Source organism: Tessaracoccus rhinocerotis, assembly GCF_007197885.1.
In the GTDB taxonomy this organism is placed as follows: domain Bacteria; phylum Actinomycetota; class Actinomycetes; order Propionibacteriales; family Propionibacteriaceae; genus Arachnia; species Arachnia rhinocerotis.
Genome location: NZ_VKKG01000003.1, coordinates 235,863 through 256,662, shown reverse-complemented (window position 1 = coordinate 256,662; position 20,800 = coordinate 235,863). Strand labels below are relative to the sequence as shown.

Below are 20,800 nucleotides of genomic sequence, written 5' to 3'. Positions count from 1 at the left end.
TCGACCAACGAATTTCAGCGCAAGTCAGCCGACGATCGTGTCGAGCAGCTCGACGGCGGTGTTCCAGGAGGCCTCGGCGTCGGTCTCGCCGGCGTCGATCTCCTTGACGGCAGCTCCGAAGACCTGTTCCTGGATCACGGAGTCGTCCGGACCCTTGAACTGGGCGTGGACACCCTCGGCGCGGGAGCCGAGGATCTCACCGACGGGGGCGTCGTTGAACGTTGCCGTCAGTTCGCTCTGGCCGGTGACACCGGGGTCCTGCTGTGCCTCGAGGTTGCTCGGGAAGGTGCCGGCGGCCTGGAAGGCTGCGACCTGCTGCTCCGCGGCGGTCAGCCACTCGGCCAGCGCTGCGGCCTCGGCCGGGTGCTCCGAGGTGGTGGGCACGGTCAGGAAGGTGCCGCCCCAGTTGGCGGGGCCGCCGGGGAAGACGTCGGCGAAGTCCCAGCCGGTGGAGGCGTCGCCGCCGCCGGCCTCGATCTGGCCCTTGATGACACCGAGCATCCAGCCGGGGCAAACGGCGACGGCGAAGGAGCCGTCGACGAAGGCCTGGCCGCCGCCCCAGTCCCACTGGGTCTGGTTGTCCGAGAGGCCGTCGGCCGCGGCGTTGGCCAGCAGCGTCCAGCGGTCCTTCAGTTCCTGGTTGTCGACGATGTTCAGCTCGCCGTCGGCGGTGTAGTAGCCCTCCTCGAGCTGGTTGACCATGGCGTTCCAGACGAAGCCGGACTGGTCGTACCAGGACTTGCCGGTGGCCTCGTGGTACTGGCGACCGACGTCGAAGAAGTTCTCCCAGGTGGCGTCGTCGCCGCCGAGGAGCTCTGCGAAGCCCTCACGGTCCGAGGCCAGGCCGGCCTCTTCGAGCAGCGAGCCGTTGAAGCACAGGCCCTGCGGGCCGATGTCGGTGCCGTAGCCGATGATGCGGCCCTCGGCGTCGGTGGCCTGGGCGACCTTCCAGTCCACCCAGTTGCCGGAGATGTCGTCGGCGCCGTACTCGCGCAGGTCGGTGAAGGAGTCGCTGACGGTCATGACCTTCGACAGCCAACCCTCCTCGACGGCCTGGACGTCGGGGAGACCCGCGCCCGAGGCCTGCTTGGTCTGCCAGTCGGTCAGCGCGTTGCCGCCGGTGTCGATGTTGGTGGCCTCGATCTTGATGCCGGGGTTGGCCTCCTCGTACTGCGCGTAGAGGTCATCGAGGCCCATGGTGCCGAACGTGGTGACGGTGAGGGTGATCTCCTCGCCCGTCCCGCCGTTCTCGCCGGTGGTGGTGTTGGTGTCGTTGGGTTCCTCGGTCTCGCCGGCGGCCGGGCCTGAGCAGGCCGAGACGAGGAGAGAGAGGGCCGCTAGTCCGGAGACGGCAGCGGCGAAACGTGTGCGTCGGTTGGTGTTCACGTCACTTCCTTGTGGTGCTGGACGAATGCGAGAGAGCGCTCCCTCACGCTGCACGAACCGTAACCCGAACATCACTGCATCGTCAAGAGAGCGCTCTCACGACGTTATGCAATCGTTACCCGGCCGTCGCTCGGCCATGGCCGAGGCGCCGGCAACCGGCTAGCCGACGGAGGGGCGTCGGACCGGCTCGGAGGGCTCGACGCCGGCGGCCACCCACGTCCGGGCCAGCTCCGCGACCACCGAGATCGCGATCACCGCCGGCGCCTTGCCCTCGATCCCGGGCAGGCCCATCGGACACCGGATCCGGTCGACGGCGACGGCGGGGTGGCCCGCCTGCTGCAGGCGCATCCGGAACCTGGCCCACTTCGCGGTCGACCCGATCAGGCCGACGCTGCCCCACCCCGGGCGGCGCAGCACAGCGTCGCAGATGGCCATGTCCTCGGCGTGGTCATGGGTGAGCACCACCAGGTGGCTGCCGGCGGGCAGGAGCTCGAGCACGGCCTCCGGCACCAGCGGCTGGTGCCGCCAGATCCGGGCCGGGCCCGTTCGCAGGTCTGCCTCCTGCTCCGCGGTGAGCACGCCGGAGCGGGTGTCGACCAGGTGGAGCTGCACGTCCAGCCGGGAGACGATCCGGGCCACCTCGTAGCCTACGTGGCCCAGCCCGAAGACGGCCACCGTCGGGCGCACCGGCACGGGCTCCAGCAGCAGTTGCACCCTGCCGCCGCAGCACTGCCGGCCGTGGACGGTGGGGACGTGCTCGTTCAGCCCGAACTCGAGGAACTCCGGCCGGGTCAGCCCTTCGCGGAGCATCGCCTCGGCCCGGGCGACGGCGCCGGCCTCGAGGTTGCCGCCACCGACGCTGCCCCACCGGCCGATGGCGGAGACCACGAGCTTGGCGCCCGGATCCCGCGGGGCGTGGCCGTGGACGTCGGTGAGGGTGACCAGGACGGCCGGGTGGCCCTGGTCCCGGAGCGTGTCGAGGGCCCTGATCCAGTCCATCACGCACCGCCGGAGTTGCGGGCGGCCTCGATCGCCCAGAAGACCGCCTCCGGGGTGGAGGGGCAGCCGAGGTCCACCGTCGTGCCGTCTGGACCGAAGGCCGCGCACGCCTGCCGCAGCGCCTCCCGGACGCTGAACGCGAGCATCAGCGGCGGCTCCCCCACCGCCTTGGAGCCGTGGACGACGGCGGGCTCGGCGGCATCCGCGTGGAAGTCGACGTTGAACACCTCCGGCAGTTCGGAGAAGCTCGGCAGCTTGTAGGTGCTGGCCGCCTGCGTGGTCAGTCGGCCCCGGCCGGGTCCGTCCGAGGTGTCCCAGCGCAACTCCTCCAGGGTCAGCCACCCGACCCCCTGCACGAACCCGCCCTCGACCTGCCCACGGTCCACCAGCGGCGAGAGGCTGTTCCCGACGTCGTGGAGCACGTCCACGCGCAGCACCCGGTTGGCGCCGGTGAAGCCGTCCACCTCCACCTCCGCGACGGCGGCGCCATAGGCGAAGTACTTGAACGGGTTGCCGTGCACGCGGGTGGTGTCCCAGTGGAGTCCCTCGGTGCGGTGGAAGCCGGTGGCCGAGAGCTGGACGCGGCGGACGTAGGCCTGGGCGACGACGTCGGCGAAGGTGAGCGCGGGCCGGTGGTCGGCGTCCGTGCTGACGGCGCCGTCGACGAAGCGCACCTCCGCGGGGCGGGTGCCGAGCATGTCGGCGGCCACTACGGCGAGGCGCTCGCGCAGGTCGGTGCAGGCGTTCTGGACCGCGGCACCGTTGAGGTCGGAGCCGGAACTGGCGGCCGTGGCTGAGGTGTTGGGCACCTTGTCGGTGCGGGTGGGCGCGAGCCGGATCGTCGCCAGCGGCACGCCGAGGGCACTGGCTGCGACCTGCCGCATCTTGGTGTGCAGGCCCTGGCCCATCTCGGTGCCGCCGTGGTTGACCAGCACGGAGCCGTCCTTGTAGACCAGCACCAGCGCGCCGGCCTGGTTGTAGGTGGTGAGGGTGAAGGAGATCCCGAACTTCACCGGCGTGATCGCTATCCCTCGCTTGCGGTGCGGCTCGGCGGCGTTGAAGGCGGCCACCTCGGCCTGTCGCGCGGCGAGGTCGCTGGTGCTCGCGAGGGTGTCCCAGATCTGGGACATCCGGTGGGCGTGCCGGACCTCCTGCCCGTAGGGCGTGGTCTGGCCGTCGGAGTACAGGTTCCGACGACGCACGACGTCGGGGCGGAGCCCGAGCCGGGGCGCGACCCGTCCGATGACGTCCTCGAGCACCAGCATCCCCTGCGGCCCGCCGAAGCCGCGGAAGGCGGTCTGGGAGGTCTTGTTGGTGCGCGCGATGCGCCCGTGCACGCGGATGTCGGGCACGAAGTAGGCGTTGTCGACGTGGCACATCGCGCGCAGCAGGACGGGCTCGGACAGGTCGAGGCTTCAGCCGCCGTCCGAGGTGAGCGTGGCCTCGAGGGCGAGGATGCGGCCGTCGTCGTCGAAGCCGGCCTCCCACGTGGCGTGGAACGGGTGCCGCTTGCCGGTCATCGTGATGTCCTGGGTGCGGTTCAGCCGCACCCTCACGGGCCTGCCGGTGAGCCGGGCGCCGAGCGCCGCGACGGCGGCGAAGCCGTGGGGCTGCATCTCCTTCCCGCCGAACCCGCCGCCCATCCGCAGGCACTGCACGGTCACCTCGTGCGAACGCAGCCCCAGCACGTGCGCGACGATCTCCTGTGTCTCCGACGGGTGCTGCGTGCTGCACTGGACGAAGACCTGCCCCGCCTCGTCGACGACGGCGAGGCTCACCTGCGTCTCCAGGTAGAAGTGCTCCTGTCCACCGAAGGAGAACTCGCCGCGGAACACGTGCGGGCTGGCGGCGAGGGCGGCCGCGGCGTCGCCCCGCTGCATGACGGGTTGGGCGCCCTGGAAGCTGTCCGCGGTGATGGCCTCCTCGATGGTCACCAGCGACGGCAGCGCGACGTAGTCCACCACCACCGCCTCCGCGCCCCGGCGGGCGGCCTCGAGGGTCTCGCCGAGCACCCAGGCAACCGCCTGCGAGTGGTACATCACCTCGTCGGGGAACAGGGGCTCGTCCCCCTTGGTCCCCGAGTCGTTGCTGCCCGGGACGTCGGCGGCCGTGAGGACCCTGACCACGCCGGGGACGACGGTGGCGGGCGTGGTGTCGAGGCCGGTCACCCGGGCGTGGGCGTGGGGCGCCTGCACGGGCCAGGCGTGCAGGACGTCGCGCAGGCGGCCGACGAGGTCGTCGGTGAACAGGGCCGCCCCGGTGACGTGGCCGACGGCGCTCTCGTGCGGCACCGCAGCGCCGACGCCGTCGTGGCCCGTGCGCCCCAGGGTGGCGGTCATGGTCGTTCCCCCGACGGGTGGGCGGCGTGGAACCGGAGCAGGGCCTGGCGCAGCATGGCGCTGCGGTAGTGCGAGCTGGCGCGGTGGTCGTCGAGCGGTGTCCCCTCTCCGGCCATCAACTCTGCCGCCGCCCGCACCGTCGTGGCGTCCCAGGGTCGGCCCGTGAGGTGGTCCTCGACGGTGGTGGCCCTGATGGGGGTGGCTGCCACCCCGCCCAGTCCGATCCTTACCCGGGACACCTTCCCGTTGCTGAAGTCCGCGCCGATCGCGACGGCCACCGAGGAGATGTCGTCGAAGCGGCGCTTGGCCACCTTCAGGAACATGGTGGCGGCGGGCTGCGGCTGCGGCACCCGCACGGCCCGGATCAGCTCTCCCTTCCGCAGGACGGTCTCGCGGTAGCCGGTGAAGTACTCGGCGAGCGGGACCTGCCGCTCACCGTCGCGCGCGGCCAGCACCAGCGTCGCGTCGAGGGCCAGCAGCGCCGGGGCGGCGTCGCCGATCGGGGAGGCGGTGCCGAGGTTCCCGCCGAGGGTGGCGGCGTTGCGGATGAGGCGGGAGGCGAACTGTGGGAAAACCTCGGCCAGCAGCGGCACGGCGCCGGCCAGGCCGCGTTCGACGTCGGACAGGCTGAGCGCCGCCCCGATCTCTATCCAGTCGTCCCGCACCGTCAGCCTGCGCAGCTCGGGCAGGTGGTCGAGGGCGAGCAGCACCGGGGCGCGGCTGTGGCGCAGGTTGACCTCGACTCCCCAGTCGGTTGCTCCGGCGACGACGCGGGCGTCCGGCCGCTCGGCGAGCAGTTCGAGCGCCTCGGTCAGGCTCTGGGGACGGACGTACTCGCCCTGTTCGCCGCTGTGCCTGCCGGTGCTCGTCGGCGGCGCCGGGAGTGCGCGACGCTGCGCGAGGGGGTCGTCGGCGGACGGGAAGCCCAGCGCGTCCGCGGCCTCGCGGATCGGCCGGTAGCCGGTGCAACGGCACAGGTTGCCGCCGAGTGCGTGCAGGTCGAAGCCGTTCGGGCCGGTCTCGGCGTCCGGGTTCGACGTCGGTTCGCGGTCGGTGCGGTAGTACTCGGCGGCCATGGAGCACACGAAGCCCGGCGTGCAGAAGCCGCACTGCGAACCGCCCCGAGTCGCCAGCTCGCGCTGGGTCGGGTGGAGGGCGTCGGGCGCGCCGAGGCCCTCGGCGGTGACGACCTCCTGGCCCTCGAGCGCCAGGACCGGCACCAGGCAGGAGTTGACGGCGGTCCAGCGCGTGCCGCCATCGCCGTCGGGTCGGGCCACCAGGACGGCGCAGGCGCCGCACTCCCCCTCGGCGCAGCCCTCCTTCGCGGCCGTCAGTCCCAGCCCCCGGAGCCATTCGAGGGCGCTGGTGTGCGGATACGCGTCGGCTGCGGTCCTGCGTCGGCCGTTGACGAGGACCTCGACGCCCGTCTGCGTCATAGTCACCGAGACTACGCGTGCCCGCCCGATCCCGGAAGGAATCCGGTGACTCCCGCTTGCCGCCGCTGGCTAGGCTTGGAGCCATGCGACTCATCCTCATCCGCCACGGGGAGACCCAGGCCAACGTTGACAGACTGCTGGACACCGCCGTTCCGGGGCTGCCGCTGACCGAGCGCGGGGTGGAGCAGGCGCACGCCCTCGCCGAGGCGATCGCGCACGAGGAGATCGACGCCGTGTTCGTCTCCACCCTCACCCGGGCCCAGCAGACGGCCGAGCCCCTGGTCGGGCGGCGCGGGCTGCAGGTCTCGGTGCTCGACGGCATCCACGAGATCTCCGCGGGAGTGCACGAGATGAGCCCGGACTGGACCACCTACGTCGGCATGCTGGAGAGCTGGTCGCCGGAGAACCTCGACGCCAAGCTCGAGGGCGGCGAGTCCGCCCGCGAGTTCCTGCACCGCTTCGACACCGCGATCGCACAGATCGAGGAGGAGGGACACGAGCGCGTCGCCGTCGTCAGCCACGGCGCCGCCCTGCGCGTGTGGGCCATCACCCAGGACCCCAACTGGAGCCGCGAGACTGCCCCGGCACTGGCGAACACCCAGTGGATCACCATGACCGGGTCCACCTCGGACGGTTGGCGCATCGAGCGCTGGGGCGACCACGTCGCCGACTGGTTCTGACGCCTCGCCCGCATCCCCGCTGGTCGAGACCGCGGCCCGCATCCCCGCTGGTCGAGACCGCGGCCGGCATCCCCGCTGGTCGAGTAGGGCGCCCCGCGCCCGTGTCGAGACCACGACCCACTCCTCAGGTCTCGACACGCTCGCCAGCGCGAGCTACTCGACCAACGGAGTTCGGTCTCGACACGCTCGCCAGAGCGAGCTACTCGACCAACAGGGTTACGCTCGCCAGAGCGAGCTACTCGACCAACGGAGTCTGACTCGACCAACCGTGGTTCCGTCCCGCATACCATTGGTGGATGGCCAACGCATCGACCATCCTCAAGGCCGCCGGAGCCGTCGTCGCCACCACGGTGACGATCCTCGGCGCGCTGCGGGACAACCCCCAACTCTCCGACGGTCTGAACGCCACCATCAACAAGATCAAGACCGCCACCAACTCCGAGAACCCCAAGATCCGGTTCGACGGGAAGCTGACGGCGATCGAGGCGTGCGCGGACGCCGTCGAGGAGAACTTCCCCGACGCGTCGGAGCCCGACTCGTGGCGCGCCCTGACCAAGACGCTACGCATGCGCGGGGAGCTCGCGTGGTCGGCCAACGACGGGGCCTCCCGGAAGAAGGCGATGAAGGCCCTCACCGCAGAGGCCACCGAGGTGCTGCGCCAGGTGAACGAACACCTGGTCTCACTCGCCAAGCCGCCCAGCCTTTCAGATGGGGGCGGCACGCAGGCCTAGACGCTCCAGTCCAGGCGGGGCGTGTCCGGGCCGCGGTACGGCTCGTCGCCGTACTCAGCCTGGAGCTCGGCCAGCCGACGGCGAAGGTCCGCGAGCACGTCGACGTAGGCGGGGTCGTCGGCGACGTTGACCAGTTCCGCAGGATCCGCCACCAGGTCGTAGAGCTCGAACTCCTCCGGCATTATGCGATCCGACGACCCGGGTGAGCCCAACCCGTCGTTGTAGTAGTGGATGTACTTGTGGGTGCGCGTGCGGATCCCGTAGTGGGCGGGGGCGGCGTGGTTGGGGTCGTCGTGTTCCCAGTAGCGGTAGTAGACCGCGTCGCGCCAGCCGTCGACGTCCTCGCCCCGCAGCAGCGGCCGGAAGCTCGTGCCCTGGTTCGCGGGCAGCTCGGCCGAGACGTCGAGCCCGCACATGTCCAGGAACGTCGCCGCGAAGTCGACGTTGGTGATCATCGCGTCCACGCGGGTGCCGGCGGGTACCTCGGCGGGCCACCGCAGCAGCATCGGCATGGTCAGCGACTCGTCGAACATGAGGCGCTTGTCGAACCAGCCGTGGTCCCCCAGGAAGAAGCCCTGGTCAGAGGCGTAGACGACGATGGTGTCCTCAGCCAGGCCCTCGGCTTCGAGGTGGTCGAGCAGCCGGCCGACGTTGTCGTCGATCGACTGGATGGTCTGCAGGTAGTCACGCATGTAGCGCTGGTACTTCCAGGACGCGCGTTCGCGCCGCTTGTCCTCCCCGAGCAGGTCGGCGGGCACGGTCTCCTTGATGTCGGTCTCGGTGAGGTCGTCAGCGATTGTCATCCGCACGCCCTTGACCACGTCGGACATCGACTCGTGCGTGTCCCACATCGTCTCCGGCTCCGGGATGGATCCAACGGGGTAGAGCTCCGAGTGCTTCGGGTCCGGCACCCACGGCCGGTGCGGCGCCTTGTGGTGCACCAGCAGCGCGAACGGCCGCTCAGGGTCCCGGTTGTCGAGGAAGTCGATGCCGAGGTCGGTGATGATGTCGGTGGCGTAGCCCCGGATCCGACGTCGCCCGCCGGGCCCGTAGAACTCCGGGTCCACGTACTCACCCTGGCCGGGCACGATCAGCCAGTCGTCGAAGCCCTGCGGGTTGGCCTTCTCCTTCTCACCCAGGTGCCACTTGCCGTACAGCGCGGTCTGGTATCCGCTGCGGTGCAGCACCTGGGTGAAGGTATCCACCCGGTAGTCGAAGTTCGAGAAGATCGAGCTGGCTCCGTTGACGTGGCTGTAGGTGCCGGTGAGGATGCTCGCTCGCGACGGAGTGCAGATCGAGTTCGTGCAGTACACGGCGTCGAGTCGGGCACCCTCCGTGGCCAACCGGTCCAGGTGTGGTGTCCGGTTCACACGGCTGCCGTAGGCCGAGATGGCGTGGGCGGCGTGGTCGTCGGACAGGATGAAGACCAGGTTGGGTCCGGTCATGCGATCTCAGGGCTCCTTCGGGTTCAGCGGGATCTTTCAGCGGTCGAACTCAGGCCTGCTCGTACTCCGTGGCGAGCCAGTAGTCGGCCACCGGCACGACCTCCTCGAGCTTCGCGGCCTCGACGAAGTGCTCGTTGAGCGTGGTGAACCAGTCCTCGAGGGTGCCGTCGGAGATCATCTCCGAGACGCGGTCCGGCGACAGCACGTCGACGAACTCCTGCTCGGAGGCGATGGATTCCTCGGGAATGTCCAGGAACTCGGCAAGTTGGGTGTTCAGTTCCTCGCGGTTGTCGACGGCCCATGCGTAGGCGTCCTTCTGGACCGCCTGGAACTTGGCGAGCAGCTCGGGACGGTCGGTGATGTCCGGGGCGGCCACCTGACAGGCCGGGAACGCCAGTTCCGGGAAGTCCGCGGACTTCACGAGCTCGACGGTGTCCGGCTTCTGGTCGAGGATCGTCTGGACGTGGGGGTACCAGATTCCGACGGCGTCGACCTGCCCGGAGATGAACGCGCTGACCGCGGTGGGGGGATCCATGACGACACGCTCGATGTCGTCCACGGTCATGCCCGCGGACTCCAGGGCGAGTGTGAGCAGGATGTCGCCGGAGGTGCCCTCGGGTACGCCGACGGTCTTGCCACGCAGGTCCTCGACCGACGAGATGCCCGCCTGCGCCAGGACACGGTCCGCCTGACCGTTGGAGTTCACGGTGACCACCTTGGCCTCGCCGGACATGGGCAGCCAAAGGGCACCGAAGCCGATGTAGCCGAAGTCGATGTCGCCCGTGCCGAGCGCCTGGATCTGCAGCGGGCCGTTGGTGAACACCACGGTCTCGGCCTCGAGGCCATGCTTGGCCCACAGGCCCTGCTGTTCGGCAATGCTGACGAGCATGGCGCCGTTGCCGTCGGCGATGTAGCCGACCTTGACGGGTTCGGTCTCCACGGCGGCGCCCGTGGTCTCCTCACCACCCGCGTCGGGGATGGCACTCTCCTCGTCGGAGGCGCAGGCGGTGAGCACTCCCACGCCGAGGATCCCGGCGGACCCGATGAGCATCTGACGGCGAGTGAAGGCAGACATTGGTTTCTCCTGTTGGTGGTTGAACGGTCAGGGACCGGGGTTGTGATGACGGGTGGGACTCCAGATCCCCTTGTTGATCTGGTCGCCCTCCCCGCCCGGGTCGTCGGGAGGGTCGTGCTGAGCCGGCGCCCCCGCCTCCGGGGGCGGGTCCTGGTGGTAGACGGAGTTCCAGACCTCGTTGCGGATGGCGGTGAACTCCGGCGAGGTGCGGAGGTCCTCCGTACGCTCGGCGGGGAGGTCGACGTCGATGATCCGGTGGATGCGTCCGGGGCGCGCGGCCATCACGATCACCCGGTTGGCCAGGAACACGGCCTCGTCGACGTCGTGGGTGATGAACATGACGGTGCGTTTCTCCTGGCGCCAGGTTTCGAGCAACTGGCTCTGCATGTGGACACGCGTGAGCGCATCCAACGCGCCGAACGGCTCGTCCATCAGCAGGATGGACGGGTCCGCCGCGTAGGCGCGGGCGATGGCGCAGCGCTGCTTCATGCCACCCGACAAAGTCTTGGGCAGTGCGTCGGCGAACGGGGTGAGCCCCGTCAGTTCCAGTTGCCTCTCGACGACCTCGTTGCGCTGCGCCCTCGAGATCTTCTTCAGCTTCAGTCCGAACTCGACGTTCTGGCGGACGGTCAGCCAGGGGAACAGCGCATACTGCTGGAAGATGACGCCGCGTTCGGGGCCGGGTCCCTTCACTGGCCGGTCGTCCACGCGCACCTCCCCACCGGAGGGGATCAGCAGCCCGGCAGCCATGTTCATGATGGTGGACTTGCCGCACCCCGAGGGTCCGACGACGGTGACGAACTCGTTGTCCGCAATGGTCAGTGAGAGGTCCTTGACGGCGTGGAACGGCTGCCCGTTGACCTCGAAGGTCGCCGTGACCCGGTCGAAGACGATCTTGTCGGTGCTCATCGGCGCTCCTGCCAGCTGGTGAGAACGGAGTCGGCCCACAGCAGCACCCGGTCCATCACCAGACCGAGCAGGCCGATGATCACGACTCCGACGAAGATGGTGGGCAGGTCGTAGTAGATCTGTGCGCGTTGCATCATGAACCCCAGACCCAGCTGGGCCGCGATCAGCTCGGCCGCCACCACCGTGGCCCACGCGGACCCGAGTCCCTGCCGCAGGCCGACCATGATGAACGGCGTCGAGGCGGGGATGACGATGCTGCGGAAGATGACCAGGTCCGAGGCGCCCAGGACCCGGCCCGCGTTGATCAGGGTCTTGTCGACGTTCAGCACACCCTGGAAGGTGGCGACGATGGACACCAGGAACGCCGCGAGGGAGATGACAGCGACCTTCGGCACCTCGCCGATGCCGAGCAGCACGATCATCAACGGGATCAGGGCAAGGGGCGGGATGGTGCGGAAGAACTGGGTCCAGGGCTCGAGGATGGCCCGGAAGGGCTTGTACCAGCCCATCAGGAACCCGAGCGGGATCGCCAAGCCGGAGCCGATCACGAATCCGAGCAGCACCCGCTGCAGCGAGGCGAGCAGGTGCTCCTGGAGGGTTCCATCCAGGAAGAGTTCACCCGCTCGCGCGGCCACGTCCACCGGTCCGGGCAGGGTCGTCGGGTTCAGCACTGAGGCGAGCCACCAGAGACCCAGGCCTCCGATGACCGAGGCGACCCCCAGCGCGTGGTACCAGTAGTTCACCGGACGCCGGGTCCGGCTCGAGCGGGCTGCCATCAACGGCCGCTGCCTTCCGTGTCATCCTGCTCGTCCTGCTCCGCCAACAGTTCCGCAAGTCGGCGCTCGGTGGTCTCGAGCCAGCCGATGTAGAGGGAGGTGGACTGCCAGCCCCTGTCGTGCGTGATCACGTCGATGTAGGTGAGCCACTCCGGGTCGATCTCACTGATGGGCTCGGCGTCCGCGCTGGGCAGCGTCGGGTAGCCCTCCTCGGCGCGCTGCTTGAGCCGGTACTCCAGCTCGGTTCGCACGATCCGCAGCGCATGCTCGGGGCCGAACTGACCGGCGAAGTTGAGTCGCACCATGAAGTCGGGGGACATCGGGCGCGCAGAAGGCACGTACTCGGAGTTGGCCCACTCCAGGAGTGCGTTGCGCCCCTGCTCGGTGAGGGAGTAGACCTTCGCGGCCGCCTCGGGGACGTCGGAGGGTGTCTGGACCCAGCCGAGCTCGACGAACTCGCCGATGGCACGGTAGACGGGGGTCATGGAGCGGGTGCGTCCCAGGAACACTCCTTCGGAACGCAGCCACTTGCCCAGTTCGTAGCCGCTCGCAGGTTTGCGCGCCAGCAGCCCCAACAACGGGTAATCGGGCTTCATCAGGCCACCTCCTTGTGTTGCCAATGGGTACACCTTGCCTGTCGTCGTACGCGTGGTCAAGACATGGACAGACTGGACTTGGTAACAATCACGCCACGATCATGGCTGGGCGCTAGCACACCACCGGTCATCGGCTATCGGGACCCCGCCGGAAATGACGCACCGCCCTGCGGTTAGGGTTTCAACACACCGAAGATTCCGAATGGATTCGCTGGACGGAGAACGATGAACGAGGTAGCAGGAAACACTGCTCGTCTGACGCTCGCGGCCGACTTCGACACACCCTCCCGGCAGGACTGGGAGCGCGAGGTACTGAAGGTCCTGAACCGCCGCCGCCCCGAGGGCAAGGAGTTGGGGATCGACCAGGCCTACAAGCGCCTGACGAGCCACACCGTGGACGGTCTCGAGACCAAGCCGCTGTACACGCACGCCGACGGCACGGAGGCACTGGGCTTCCCGGGCGTGGCTCCCTTCACGCGCGGCACCACGATCCGCAGCGGGGAGCTCGACGGCGGCTGGCAGATCGCACAGCTCCACGAGGATCCCGACGCCGCCACCACCCGCACAGCGGTCCTGACCGACCTCGAGCGCGGCGGCAGCGCCGTTTGGGTCCGGGTGGATCCCGACGCCGTCGCCCCTGACGACCTGGCCAAGGTCCTCGCCGACGTCCTGCTGGACCTCGCACCCGTGCACGTCTCCAGCCGCACCGACCAGTTCGCCGCGGCGCGGGCCCTCGTGGCGGTCCTGGAGACCTCGGACAAGGACGCGCTGTCCTTCACAGGCAGTCTCGGCATCGACCCGATCGGCTTCGCGGCACAGCACGGCACCGCCCCCGACATGGCCGCGGTTGCAGAGGCCCTCGCCCTCGCGAAGCCCTACCCCGGAATCCGGCCCATCGTCGTCGACTCCGGCATGTTCCACAACGCGGGCGCCGGCGACGTGCAGGAACTCGCCTGGGCCCTGGCCGCCGGCGTCGAGTACGTACGCGCGCTCACGGACGCGGGACTCAGCGTCGACGAGGCCTTCGACAAGATCCTCTTCCGCGTCTCCGCCACCACCGAGCAGTTCATCACCATCTCGAGGCTGCGCGCGCTGCGCACGCTGTGGTCACGGGTGGGCGAGGAACTCGGCGTCACCCCGGCCCGCCGCGGCGCGGTCCAGCACGCGGTGACCTCGCTGCGGCAGGTCTCCCGTGACGACGCCTACGTCAACGTGCTGCGCGGCACCATCTCCTGCTTCGCCGCCTCCGCCGGCGGCGCCGAGACGATCACGGTGCTGCCACTCGACGCAGCGATCGGCCTCCCGAACGAGTTGAGCCGACGCATCGCCCGCAACATCCAGGTGGTGCTGGCCGAGGAGTCCAACCTCGGACGTGTGAACGACCCGGCCGGCGGCTCCTGGTACGTCGAGTCGATGACCCGCCAGCTCTGCGAGCGCGCCTGGGAGCTGTTCGGCGCCGTGGACGAGGAGGGCTTCGCCGCCGCCGTCGCCGACGGCACGGTCGCCTCCGAGCTCGCCGCCACCAACGCGGCCCGGGCCAAGCTCCTTGCCACCCGCAAACTGCCCCTCACCGGCGTCTCGATGTTCCCGGACGCGAACGAGGAACGGCTGCAGCGCAAGCCGCGCCCCGAGGCCCCGCAGCTGGCGGGCATCGTCCCGGTGCGCGATGCCCAGGTCTTCGAGGACCTGCGCGACCGCAGCGCGGGCATGGCCGCGGCCGGCGACCCGCCCCGCGTGCTGCTGGCCTGCCTCGGCACCCGCCGCGACTTCGGCGCCCGAGAGGGCTTCACCTCGAACCTCTACCACGTGGCCGGCATCGAGACCATGCTCGCCGAAGGCAGTACGCCCGAGGACTTCGCCCGGCAGCTTGCGGAGGCCGGCACCACCATCGCGGTGCTGTGCTCCTCGGCCAAGGTGTACGCCGCCCAGGGCAGCGCCGTCGCGAAGGCACTCCGCGACGCGGGCGCCACCGAGATCCGCGTCGCCGGACAGCTCAAGGAGCTCGGCCCGGACCTTGACGAAGGACTCATCGACGGCAACGTCTTCGACGGCATGGACGTGGTCGAGCTGCTCGGCAACACCCTCTCCCGACTGGAGGCAGGAAAGTGACCTCAATCCCCCGTTTCGGTTCGGTCCCACTCGGCGACCTCGGAGTCCCCTCCGACGCCACCGCCCAGTTCGACGCCATCACCCATGCCGTCGGCCACAGCGCCGGCTGGCAGACGCCCGAGCACATCCTCGTGCCTCCGCTGTTCGGCGACGCGGACCTGCAGGGCCTCGACTTCCTGGAGACGGCCCCGGGGATCCCACCCTTCCTGCGCGGCCCGTACCCCACCATGTACGTGAACCAGCCGTGGACCGTCCGCCAGTACGCCGGGTTCTCGACGGCCGAGGAGTCGAACGCCTTCTACCGCCGCAACCTCGCCGCGGGCCAGAAGGGCCTCTCGATCGCCTTCGACCTCGCGACCCACCGCGGCTACGACTCGGACCACCCCCGCGTGTCGGGCGACGTGGGCATGGCCGGCGTGGCCGTCGACTCGATCCTGGACATGCGCCAGCTCTTCGACGGCATCCCGCTGGACCAGATGAGCGTCTCCATGACGATGAACGGCGCGGTGCTGCCGATCCTGGCGCTCTACGTCGTCGCCGCCGAGGAGCAGGGCGTGGCGCCCGAGCAGCTCGCAGGGACCATCCAGAACGACATCCTCAAGGAGTTCATGGTCCGCAACACCTACATCTACCCACCGCTGCCATCGATGCGGATCATCGCGGACATCTTCGCCTTCACGAGCGCGCACATGCCGCGGTTCAACTCGATCTCCATCTCCGGCTACCACATGCAGGAGGCCGGGGCGACAGCCGACATCGAGATGGCCTACACCCTCGCCGACGGCATCGAGTACATCCGCGCGGGTGAGAGCGTCGGCCTGAACGTCGACCAGTTCGCACCCCGGCTGTCGTTCTTCTGGGCGATCGGCATGAACTTCTACATGGAGGTGGCCAAGATGCGCGCCGCCCGCCTCCTGTGGGCGCGGCTGGTGCGCGAGTTCGGGCCGAAGAACCCGAAGTCCATGAGCCTGCGCACGCACTCGCAGACCTCCGGCTGGTCCCTGACCGCGCAGGACGTCTACAACAACGTCGCCCGCACCACCATCGAGGCGATGGCCGCCACCCAGGGCCACACCCAGTCGCTGCACACCAACGCCCTCGACGAGGCGATCGCCCTGCCGACCGACTTCTCCGCCCGGATCGCACGCAACACCCAGCTGTTCCTGCAGCAGGAGTCCGGCACCACGCGCACGGTCGACCCCTGGGCCGGCTCCGCGTACGTCGAGAAGCTCACCGAGCAACTCGCCAACAAGGCGTGGGAGCGGATCCGGGAGGTGGAGGAGGCCGGCGGCATGGCCAAGGCCATCGAGCAGGGCATCCCCAAGATGCGCATCGAGGAGGCCGCTGCCCGCACCCAGGCCCGCATCGACTCGGGCCGCCAACCTGTGATCGGCGTCAACAAGTTCCGCCTCGACGAGGAGGAGCAGCTCGACGTGCTCAAGGTGGACAACAAGTCCGTGCGCGAGCAGCAGATCGCCAAGCTGGAGCGCCTCCGTGCCGAGCGCGACGAGGAGGCCACGCAGGCCGCCCTCGAGCGCCTCAGCTGGGCAGCCGCCAACGCGGACGCCACCGATCCCGAACGCAACCTGCTGAAGCTCGCCATCGACGCGGCCCGGGCGAAGGCCTCCGTCGGGGAGATCTCGGACGCGCTGGAGCGCACCTTCGGCCGCTACACGGCCCAGATCCGTACCATCACAGGTGTGTACAACCAGGAGACCGGATCCACCGAGTCGACCGCCCGCGCCCGCAAGCTGGTCGAGGAGTTCGAGGCGCAGGAGGGTCGTCGCCCGCGAATCCTCGTGGCCAAGATGGGCCAGGACGGGCACGACCGTGGCCAGAAGGTGATCGCGACGGCCTACGCCGACCTCGGCATGGACGTTGACGTCGGCCCGCTATTCCAGACGCCGGAGGAGGTGGCCCGGCAGGCCGTCGAGTCCGACGTCCACGTCGTCGGGGTCTCGTCCCTGGCGGCCGGCCACCTGACGCTCGTGCCTGCGCTGCGGGCTGAGCTGGACCGACTGGGCCGAGAGGACCTGATGATCGTCGTCGGCGGAGTGATCCCGAGCCAGGACTTCGACGAGCTGCGCGCCAACGGCGCCGACGCCATCTACCCACCCGGCACCATCATCCCGGAGGCCGCCATCGACCTCCTCGAGATCCTGGGCAGACGCCTCCACGAGGAGGCCTGACCCAGCCCATGGACCCCGGGTCGGACAGACCTGCTCCTGCTCCGGCCCGGGCTTGACTCCGGCCCGCCCTTCCCCCCGAAGGGCGGGCCGGTCACATTCCGGCGCGCCTGTCGGCGGGTCAGTCGCGCGGCTGGGTGTCGGTGCGAGGGTCGGTACCGGTGTTCGGGTGCGGGCGCCGCCCCTCCCCCACGGTCAGCGACGCGTCGCCCGAGGCGGTGTGCCGCGGGTTCGGGGGTCCGGGTCTCTGGATGTGCCCCGGCTCGAGCGTGCGGGTGACGTCGGCCGCGGTGACGTGCGTCTCCTCCTCCGACAGGCCGGTCGCCGCGTCCCACCACTCGGTCAGGGCGGGGTCGTCGGTGTCGATGCCCGCGCCGGCCCCCTCGTCGGGCCCGACCTCCATGGAGTTGAAGACGAAGTCGTCGCCGTGCTCCTCGATGCCGCGCCGCACACCCTGCGCGATCGCAGCCCTCGCGAACCTGTGGCGCAGCATGTACGGGTCGTGGCGCAGCTCCTTGGCCCAGGACAGCAGCACGCCGCACACGATGAGGGCGAACGGCAGGGCCGTCACGATCATGATGGCCTGCAGGCCTGAGAGGGCCTCCTCGCCACCGGCCAGGAGGAGTGCCATGGCCGCCGCACCGAGCAGCAGGCCCCACATGATGGTGATCGAGGTGGCGGGCTCGGGCCGCCCGCGCTGGCTCATGGAGCCCATCACGATCGAGGCCGAGTCCGCGGACGTCACGAAGAACAGGATGATCGAGATCATCGCCGCGACCGACAGCACGCCGGCGATCGGGACCTGGAAGCCTCCGATGACCAGATTGCTCTGCAGCGCCTCGAAGACCGCGAACAGCACGCCCTCGTTGCCGTCGGCCGCGCGTACGGCGGAGATGCCGCCGTCGGACTGCTGGTCGTAGAGCATCGTCGTGCCGCCCATGATGCCGAACCACACGATGCAGACCACCGACGGCACGATGATGACCACCGTGACGAACTCCCGCAGCGTGCGACCGCGGGAGATCTTGGCGATGAACATCCCCACGAACGGTGTCCAGGAGATCCACCACGCCCAGTAGTAGTTGGTCCAGCCGGCCATGAAGGCGGCGGCCGCCTCGCCCTGTCCGGGGTTGCGCGCCAGCATCATGCCGAGCTCGCCGAAGAAGCTCGCCACACTCGCCGGGACCATGTTCAGCAGGAACAGGGTGGGGCCACCGATGAACACCAGGAGCCCGATGCCGCCTGCGACGACCATGTTTATGTTGGACAGCAGCCGGATGCCGCGCTTGATGCCGGAGACGGCCGAGACCACGAAGGCCGCCGTCAGCACCGTGATGATGACCACGAGAGCGCTGTTTCCGAGAGGTCCCAGCCCTGACACGACCTCCACGCCCGCCGCCACCTGGAGCGCACCCATTCCGAGGGTGACCGCCGTCCCGAACAGGGTCACGATGATGGCGAAGGTGTCGATGATCGAACCGATCCAGCCCTCGGTGCGCTCCTTGAAGATCGGGTGGAAGATCGCCGAGATCAGCGGCGCCCGGCCCCGGCGGTAGGCGGCATAGGCGATGGCACCGCCGACGAGGGCGTAGAAGCCCCAGGCCATCGGGCCCCAGTGCAGGATGGCCTGCGCCAGCGCCGCGAGCATCGCGTCGCGGGTGCCGGGCTCGGCGTCGAACCCGTAGGGCACGTCGACGAAGTAGACCAGGGGTTCGCTCGGCCCCCAGAACAGCAGGCCGATGCCCATGCCGGCGGAGAACAGCATCGCCACCCAGGCCGCCGTGGAGAACTCGGGCTGCTCGTCATCGGCGCCCAGCCGGACGCCGCCGGTGCGGCCGTAGCCGACCACCAGCATGAAGGTCAGGGTCACCACCGCGAGCAGCGAGAACAGCCAGCCGAAGTTCTTCGTGGTCCAGTTCCGGGCGTTGACACCGATCTCGCTGATCGTGGCCGGGCTGACGAATCCCCAGACCACGACGGCCACCACCGCGATCCCCGCGACGGCGATGACGGTCCAGTTCGTCCTGAACTCGCGTCCGGTGTCCTCGACGCCGACTCCGGGGATCAACGCCGGGTGGGTCACCTCGCGGACGAGGTCCCGTACCGGCTCGATCCCCTTGTGGGGGCGGTCCTCGGGTGGCTTGTCGACCATCTGTTCACTCCAGGGTTGGGTGGTGTCCTTGATCTCGGCCAACCTACCCGCGAGCGCCTGCGACGGCAGGAGTTCCACCGCATTCCCGTCGCCCGGGCGGAGACTCGCGCCGTCAGGAACGCCTGGCCGAGGTGCCGTAGCGGCCGCCGTGGCGGCTGGGCTCGACGTCGCCGCGGCACACCGCGATGGCGTCGGCGGCGCGGATCAGTCCCAGGTGGCTGAACGCCTGCGGGTAGTTGCCGAGCATGCGCCCGGCTGCCGGGTCGTACTCCTCGGCGAGCAGCCCCAGCCCGCCCATGGCGCCCACCAGCTTCGCCATCAGCGCCTCCGCGTCATCGAGGCGTCCCGAGTGCGCGTACTGCTCCACCAGCCAGAACGAGCAGATCATGAACGACGACTCCCCGCCGGGCAACCCGTCGACGCCGCCGTGGGTGCGGTACCGGTGCACGAGGCCGTGGGAGTCGAGCAACTCGGACTCGATCCGGGCGACGGTGGCCAGCATGCGAGGGTCGTCGTACTCCACGAACCCGCTCTGCGGGAGCTGCAGCAGCGAGGCGTCCACCTCGTCGCTGCCGTAGGCCTGCCGGAACGCGCCGTCCGGGCCGACTCCCTTCTCGAAGATCTCCGCCCGCAGCGCGTCGCGGAGTTCGCGCCAGGTGCCCACGTCGCCGGGCAGCCCGTACTCGTCGACGGCTCGGATGGCCTGGTCGTAGGCCGCCCACATCATGGCGCGGCCGTGGGTGAAGAACATCTCGTCGCCGCGCATCTCCCAGATGCCGTGGTCGGGCTCGTTGAAGCGGCGGGTCTGCAGGTCCAGCATCGCCTGCTGCAGTCCCCAGGAGAACGAGTCCTCCCCCTCTCCCGCGTCGCGGAGCTGACCCAGCGCGATCATGACCTCGCCCACCACGTCGGCCTGGTACTGGCCGACGGCCCCGTTGCCGATCCGCACGGGCCGCGATTCGGCGTAGCCGCGCAGGTGCGGCAGCTCGCGCTCCGCCAGGTCGCGCTCACCACCCAGCCCGTACATGATGAGCAGGTCCTCCGGGTCGCCCGCCACCGCGCGCAACAGCCAGCGCCGCCAGGCGGCCGCCCCGCCGTCGAAGCCGTGGGCCATCATCGCCTCCAGCGTGAGGGCGGAGTCCCGCAGCCAGGTGAAGCGGTAGTCCCAGTTGCGGCTGCCCCCCAGGTCCTCCGGCAGCGACGTCGTCGCCGCCGCGACGATCCCCCCGGTGTCACGGTGCGTCAGCGCCCGCAGCACCATCAGCGACCGGCGCACGTGCTGCGCCCACTCGCCCTTGGCCTCGATCGGCGCTGCCCACTGGCGCCAGTCGGCGAGCGTCTCCCGGAGCGCGAGGTCGGCGTCGATCATCGGCGGCACCTCCCGCCAGGAGTCCAGGCCTGTGAGGACCCAGGTCAGCTCCTGGCCCTCCTGGAGCGTGTGCACCTTGCGATGCAGCTTCTCCCCGGGGACAGGGTCGGGCAGCGGCCCGTGGAGGGCGAGCGCGGCCGGGCCGCCCACCGCCCACAGCACCTGCTCGGACTGTCCGCCGGGCCGCTCCACGGTGCGACGGTGCACCCACGGCACGATGCTCCCGTAGGAGAAGCGCATGCACAGCTCGTGCACCACGCGCACCCTGCCGGAAGTGCAGCGGATCCGGCGCACGACGTCGGAGCGTTCAGGCTCGACCGGCATCCAGTCGAGCACCTCGGCGGTGCCGTCGGGCCCCTGCCAGGTGGTGCTCAGCACGAACGTGTCGTCCAGCCAGTGGCGCTCGGTGACCGTGCCGTCCTCGACGGCCACGAGCCAGCGGCCGTCGTCGGTGGTCCCGAGCAGGTTGTTGAACACCGACGGAGAGTCGTAGCGGGGAAGGCACAACCAGTCGAGGCTGCCGCCGGGCGAGACGAGGGCGGCCGTCCTCAGGTCCCCGATGAACGCGTACTCGCCGATCGGGACGTCCTGCGGTTCCTCTCCCAGTGGCAC

14 protein-coding genes and 1 pseudogene are annotated in these 20,800 nt (G+C 69.9%); 4 read left to right on the top strand and 11 right to left on the bottom strand.

The annotated features are described in order from the left end of the window. Nucleotides 1–24 precede the first annotated feature (24 nt). The 4 genes and pseudogenes from FOJ82_RS09315 to FOJ82_RS09300 form a co-directional block, all read right to left on the bottom strand. Entirely contained in the window at nucleotides 25–1,386 is a 1,362-nt protein-coding gene (locus tag FOJ82_RS09315; RefSeq protein WP_143938203.1) for an ABC transporter substrate-binding protein, read from the bottom strand. A 159-nt stretch (nucleotides 1,387–1,545) separates the two neighbouring features. Continuing rightward, entirely contained in the window at nucleotides 1,546–2,385 is an 840-nt protein-coding gene (xdhC, locus tag FOJ82_RS09310) for a xanthine dehydrogenase accessory protein XdhC (RefSeq protein WP_143938202.1), read from the bottom strand. Continuing rightward, nucleotides 2,385–4,724 (bottom strand): annotated as a pseudogene (gene xdhB / locus FOJ82_RS09305) (xanthine dehydrogenase molybdopterin binding subunit). The gene xdhC and the pseudogene xdhB overlap by 1 nt, the downstream one beginning before the upstream one ends. Next, on the bottom strand, nucleotides 4,721–6,160 hold the full coding sequence (locus FOJ82_RS09300) for a xanthine dehydrogenase small subunit (protein ID WP_143938201.1): 1,440 nt from the start codon (nucleotides 6,158–6,160) through the stop codon (nucleotides 4,721–4,723). Before FOJ82_RS09300 ends, xdhB begins: the two are co-directional and overlap by 4 nt. A gap of 83 nt (nucleotides 6,161–6,243) precedes the next feature. Between FOJ82_RS09300 and FOJ82_RS09295 the strand changes: the two genes are divergently transcribed. Together FOJ82_RS09295 and FOJ82_RS09290 are read left to right on the top strand one after the other, a co-directional pair. Then, nucleotides 6,244–6,840 (top strand): histidine phosphatase family protein, encoded by a 597-nt coding sequence (locus FOJ82_RS09295; protein ID WP_143938200.1) that lies wholly within the window; start codon nucleotides 6,244–6,246, stop codon nucleotides 6,838–6,840. Nucleotides 6,841–7,136: 296 nt separating this feature from the next. Further along, a complete protein-coding gene (locus FOJ82_RS09290) occupies nucleotides 7,137–7,571 on the top strand; it encodes a hypothetical protein (protein ID WP_143938199.1) in 435 nt (144 codons plus the stop codon). Here the strand turns inward: FOJ82_RS09290 and FOJ82_RS09285 are convergent. Genes FOJ82_RS09285 through FOJ82_RS09265 form a run of 5 tightly spaced genes read right to left on the bottom strand, consistent with a single transcriptional unit; the run spans nucleotide 7,568 to nucleotide 12,372 of the window. Continuing rightward, entirely contained in the window at nucleotides 7,568–9,016 is a 1,449-nt protein-coding gene (locus tag FOJ82_RS09285; RefSeq protein ID WP_143938198.1) for a sulfatase family protein, read from the bottom strand. The genes FOJ82_RS09290 and FOJ82_RS09285 overlap by 4 nt on opposite strands. 49 nt (nucleotides 9,017–9,065) lie before the next feature. Further along, a complete protein-coding gene (locus FOJ82_RS09280) occupies nucleotides 9,066–10,091 on the bottom strand; it encodes an aliphatic sulfonate ABC transporter substrate-binding protein (protein WP_221933089.1) in 1,026 nt (341 codons plus the stop codon). 27 nt (nucleotides 10,092–10,118) lie between these two features. After that, nucleotides 10,119–11,000 carry an ABC transporter ATP-binding protein gene (locus FOJ82_RS09275; protein WP_143938197.1) on the bottom strand — a complete coding sequence of 294 codons (882 nt, stop codon included), beginning with the start codon at nucleotides 10,998–11,000 and terminating at the stop codon, nucleotides 10,119–10,121. Then, nucleotides 10,997–11,776 carry an ABC transporter permease gene (locus tag FOJ82_RS09270; protein WP_143938196.1) on the bottom strand — a complete coding sequence of 260 codons (780 nt, stop codon included), beginning with the start codon at nucleotides 11,774–11,776 and terminating at the stop codon, nucleotides 10,997–10,999. Before FOJ82_RS09270 ends, FOJ82_RS09275 begins: the two co-directional genes overlap by 4 nt. Next, nucleotides 11,776–12,372, bottom strand: coding sequence for a PadR family transcriptional regulator (locus FOJ82_RS09265; RefSeq protein WP_143938195.1), 597 nt, complete (start codon nucleotides 12,370–12,372; stop codon nucleotides 11,776–11,778). The genes FOJ82_RS09270 and FOJ82_RS09265 overlap by 1 nt, the downstream gene beginning before the upstream one ends. 225 nt (nucleotides 12,373–12,597) lie before the next feature. On the opposite strand from FOJ82_RS09265, the gene mutA reads away from it, so the two are divergent. Both mutA and scpA read left to right on the top strand, forming a co-directional pair. Continuing rightward, complete coding sequence (gene mutA, locus FOJ82_RS09260; protein ID WP_143938194.1) at nucleotides 12,598–14,481, top strand: methylmalonyl-CoA mutase small subunit; 1,884 nt, start codon at nucleotides 12,598–12,600, stop codon at nucleotides 14,479–14,481. After that, a complete protein-coding gene (gene scpA / locus FOJ82_RS09255) occupies nucleotides 14,478–16,670 on the top strand; it encodes a methylmalonyl-CoA mutase (RefSeq protein ID WP_143938193.1) in 2,193 nt (730 codons plus the stop codon). Before mutA ends, scpA begins: the two co-directional genes overlap by 4 nt. A gap of 118 nt (nucleotides 16,671–16,788) precedes the next feature. Here the strand turns inward: scpA and FOJ82_RS09250 are convergent, their stop codons facing one another. Together FOJ82_RS09250 and FOJ82_RS09245 are read right to left on the bottom strand one after the other, a co-directional pair. Further along, a complete protein-coding gene (locus FOJ82_RS09250; protein WP_221933088.1) occupies nucleotides 16,789–18,897 on the bottom strand; it encodes a BCCT family transporter in 2,109 nt (702 codons plus the stop codon). 34 nt (nucleotides 18,898–18,931) lie between these two features. Further along, entirely contained in the window at nucleotides 18,932–20,800 is a 1,869-nt protein-coding gene (locus tag FOJ82_RS09245; RefSeq protein ID WP_246099821.1) for a glycoside hydrolase family 15 protein, read from the bottom strand.

What these genes read in the sequence shown, in the direction of transcription:
- xdhC (WP_143938202.1), bottom strand. Translation starts at nt 2,385, where the DNA reads ATGGACTGGATCAGGGCCCTCGACACGCTCCGGGACCAGGGCCACCCG.
- FOJ82_RS09300 (WP_143938201.1), bottom strand. Translation starts at nt 6,160, where the DNA reads ATGACGCAGACGGGCGTCGAGGTCCTCGTCAACGGCCGACGCAGGACC.
- FOJ82_RS09295 (WP_143938200.1), top strand. Translation starts at nt 6,244, where the DNA reads ATGCGACTCATCCTCATCCGCCACGGGGAGACCCAGGCCAACGTTGAC.
- FOJ82_RS09290 (WP_143938199.1), top strand. Translation starts at nt 7,137, where the DNA reads ATGGCCAACGCATCGACCATCCTCAAGGCCGCCGGAGCCGTCGTCGCC.
- FOJ82_RS09285 (WP_143938198.1), bottom strand. Translation starts at nt 9,016, where the DNA reads ATGACCGGACCCAACCTGGTCTTCATCCTGTCCGACGACCACGCCGCC.
- FOJ82_RS09280 (WP_221933089.1), bottom strand. Translation starts at nt 10,091, where the DNA reads ATGTCTGCCTTCACTCGCCGTCAGATGCTCATCGGGTCCGCCGGGATC.
- FOJ82_RS09275 (WP_143938197.1), bottom strand. Translation starts at nt 11,000, where the DNA reads ATGAGCACCGACAAGATCGTCTTCGACCGGGTCACGGCGACCTTCGAG.
- FOJ82_RS09270 (WP_143938196.1), bottom strand. Translation starts at nt 11,776, where the DNA reads ATGGCAGCCCGCTCGAGCCGGACCCGGCGTCCGGTGAACTACTGGTAC.
- FOJ82_RS09265 (WP_143938195.1), bottom strand. Translation starts at nt 12,372, where the DNA reads ATGAAGCCCGATTACCCGTTGTTGGGGCTGCTGGCGCGCAAACCTGCG.
- mutA (WP_143938194.1), top strand. Translation starts at nt 12,598, where the DNA reads ATGAACGAGGTAGCAGGAAACACTGCTCGTCTGACGCTCGCGGCCGAC.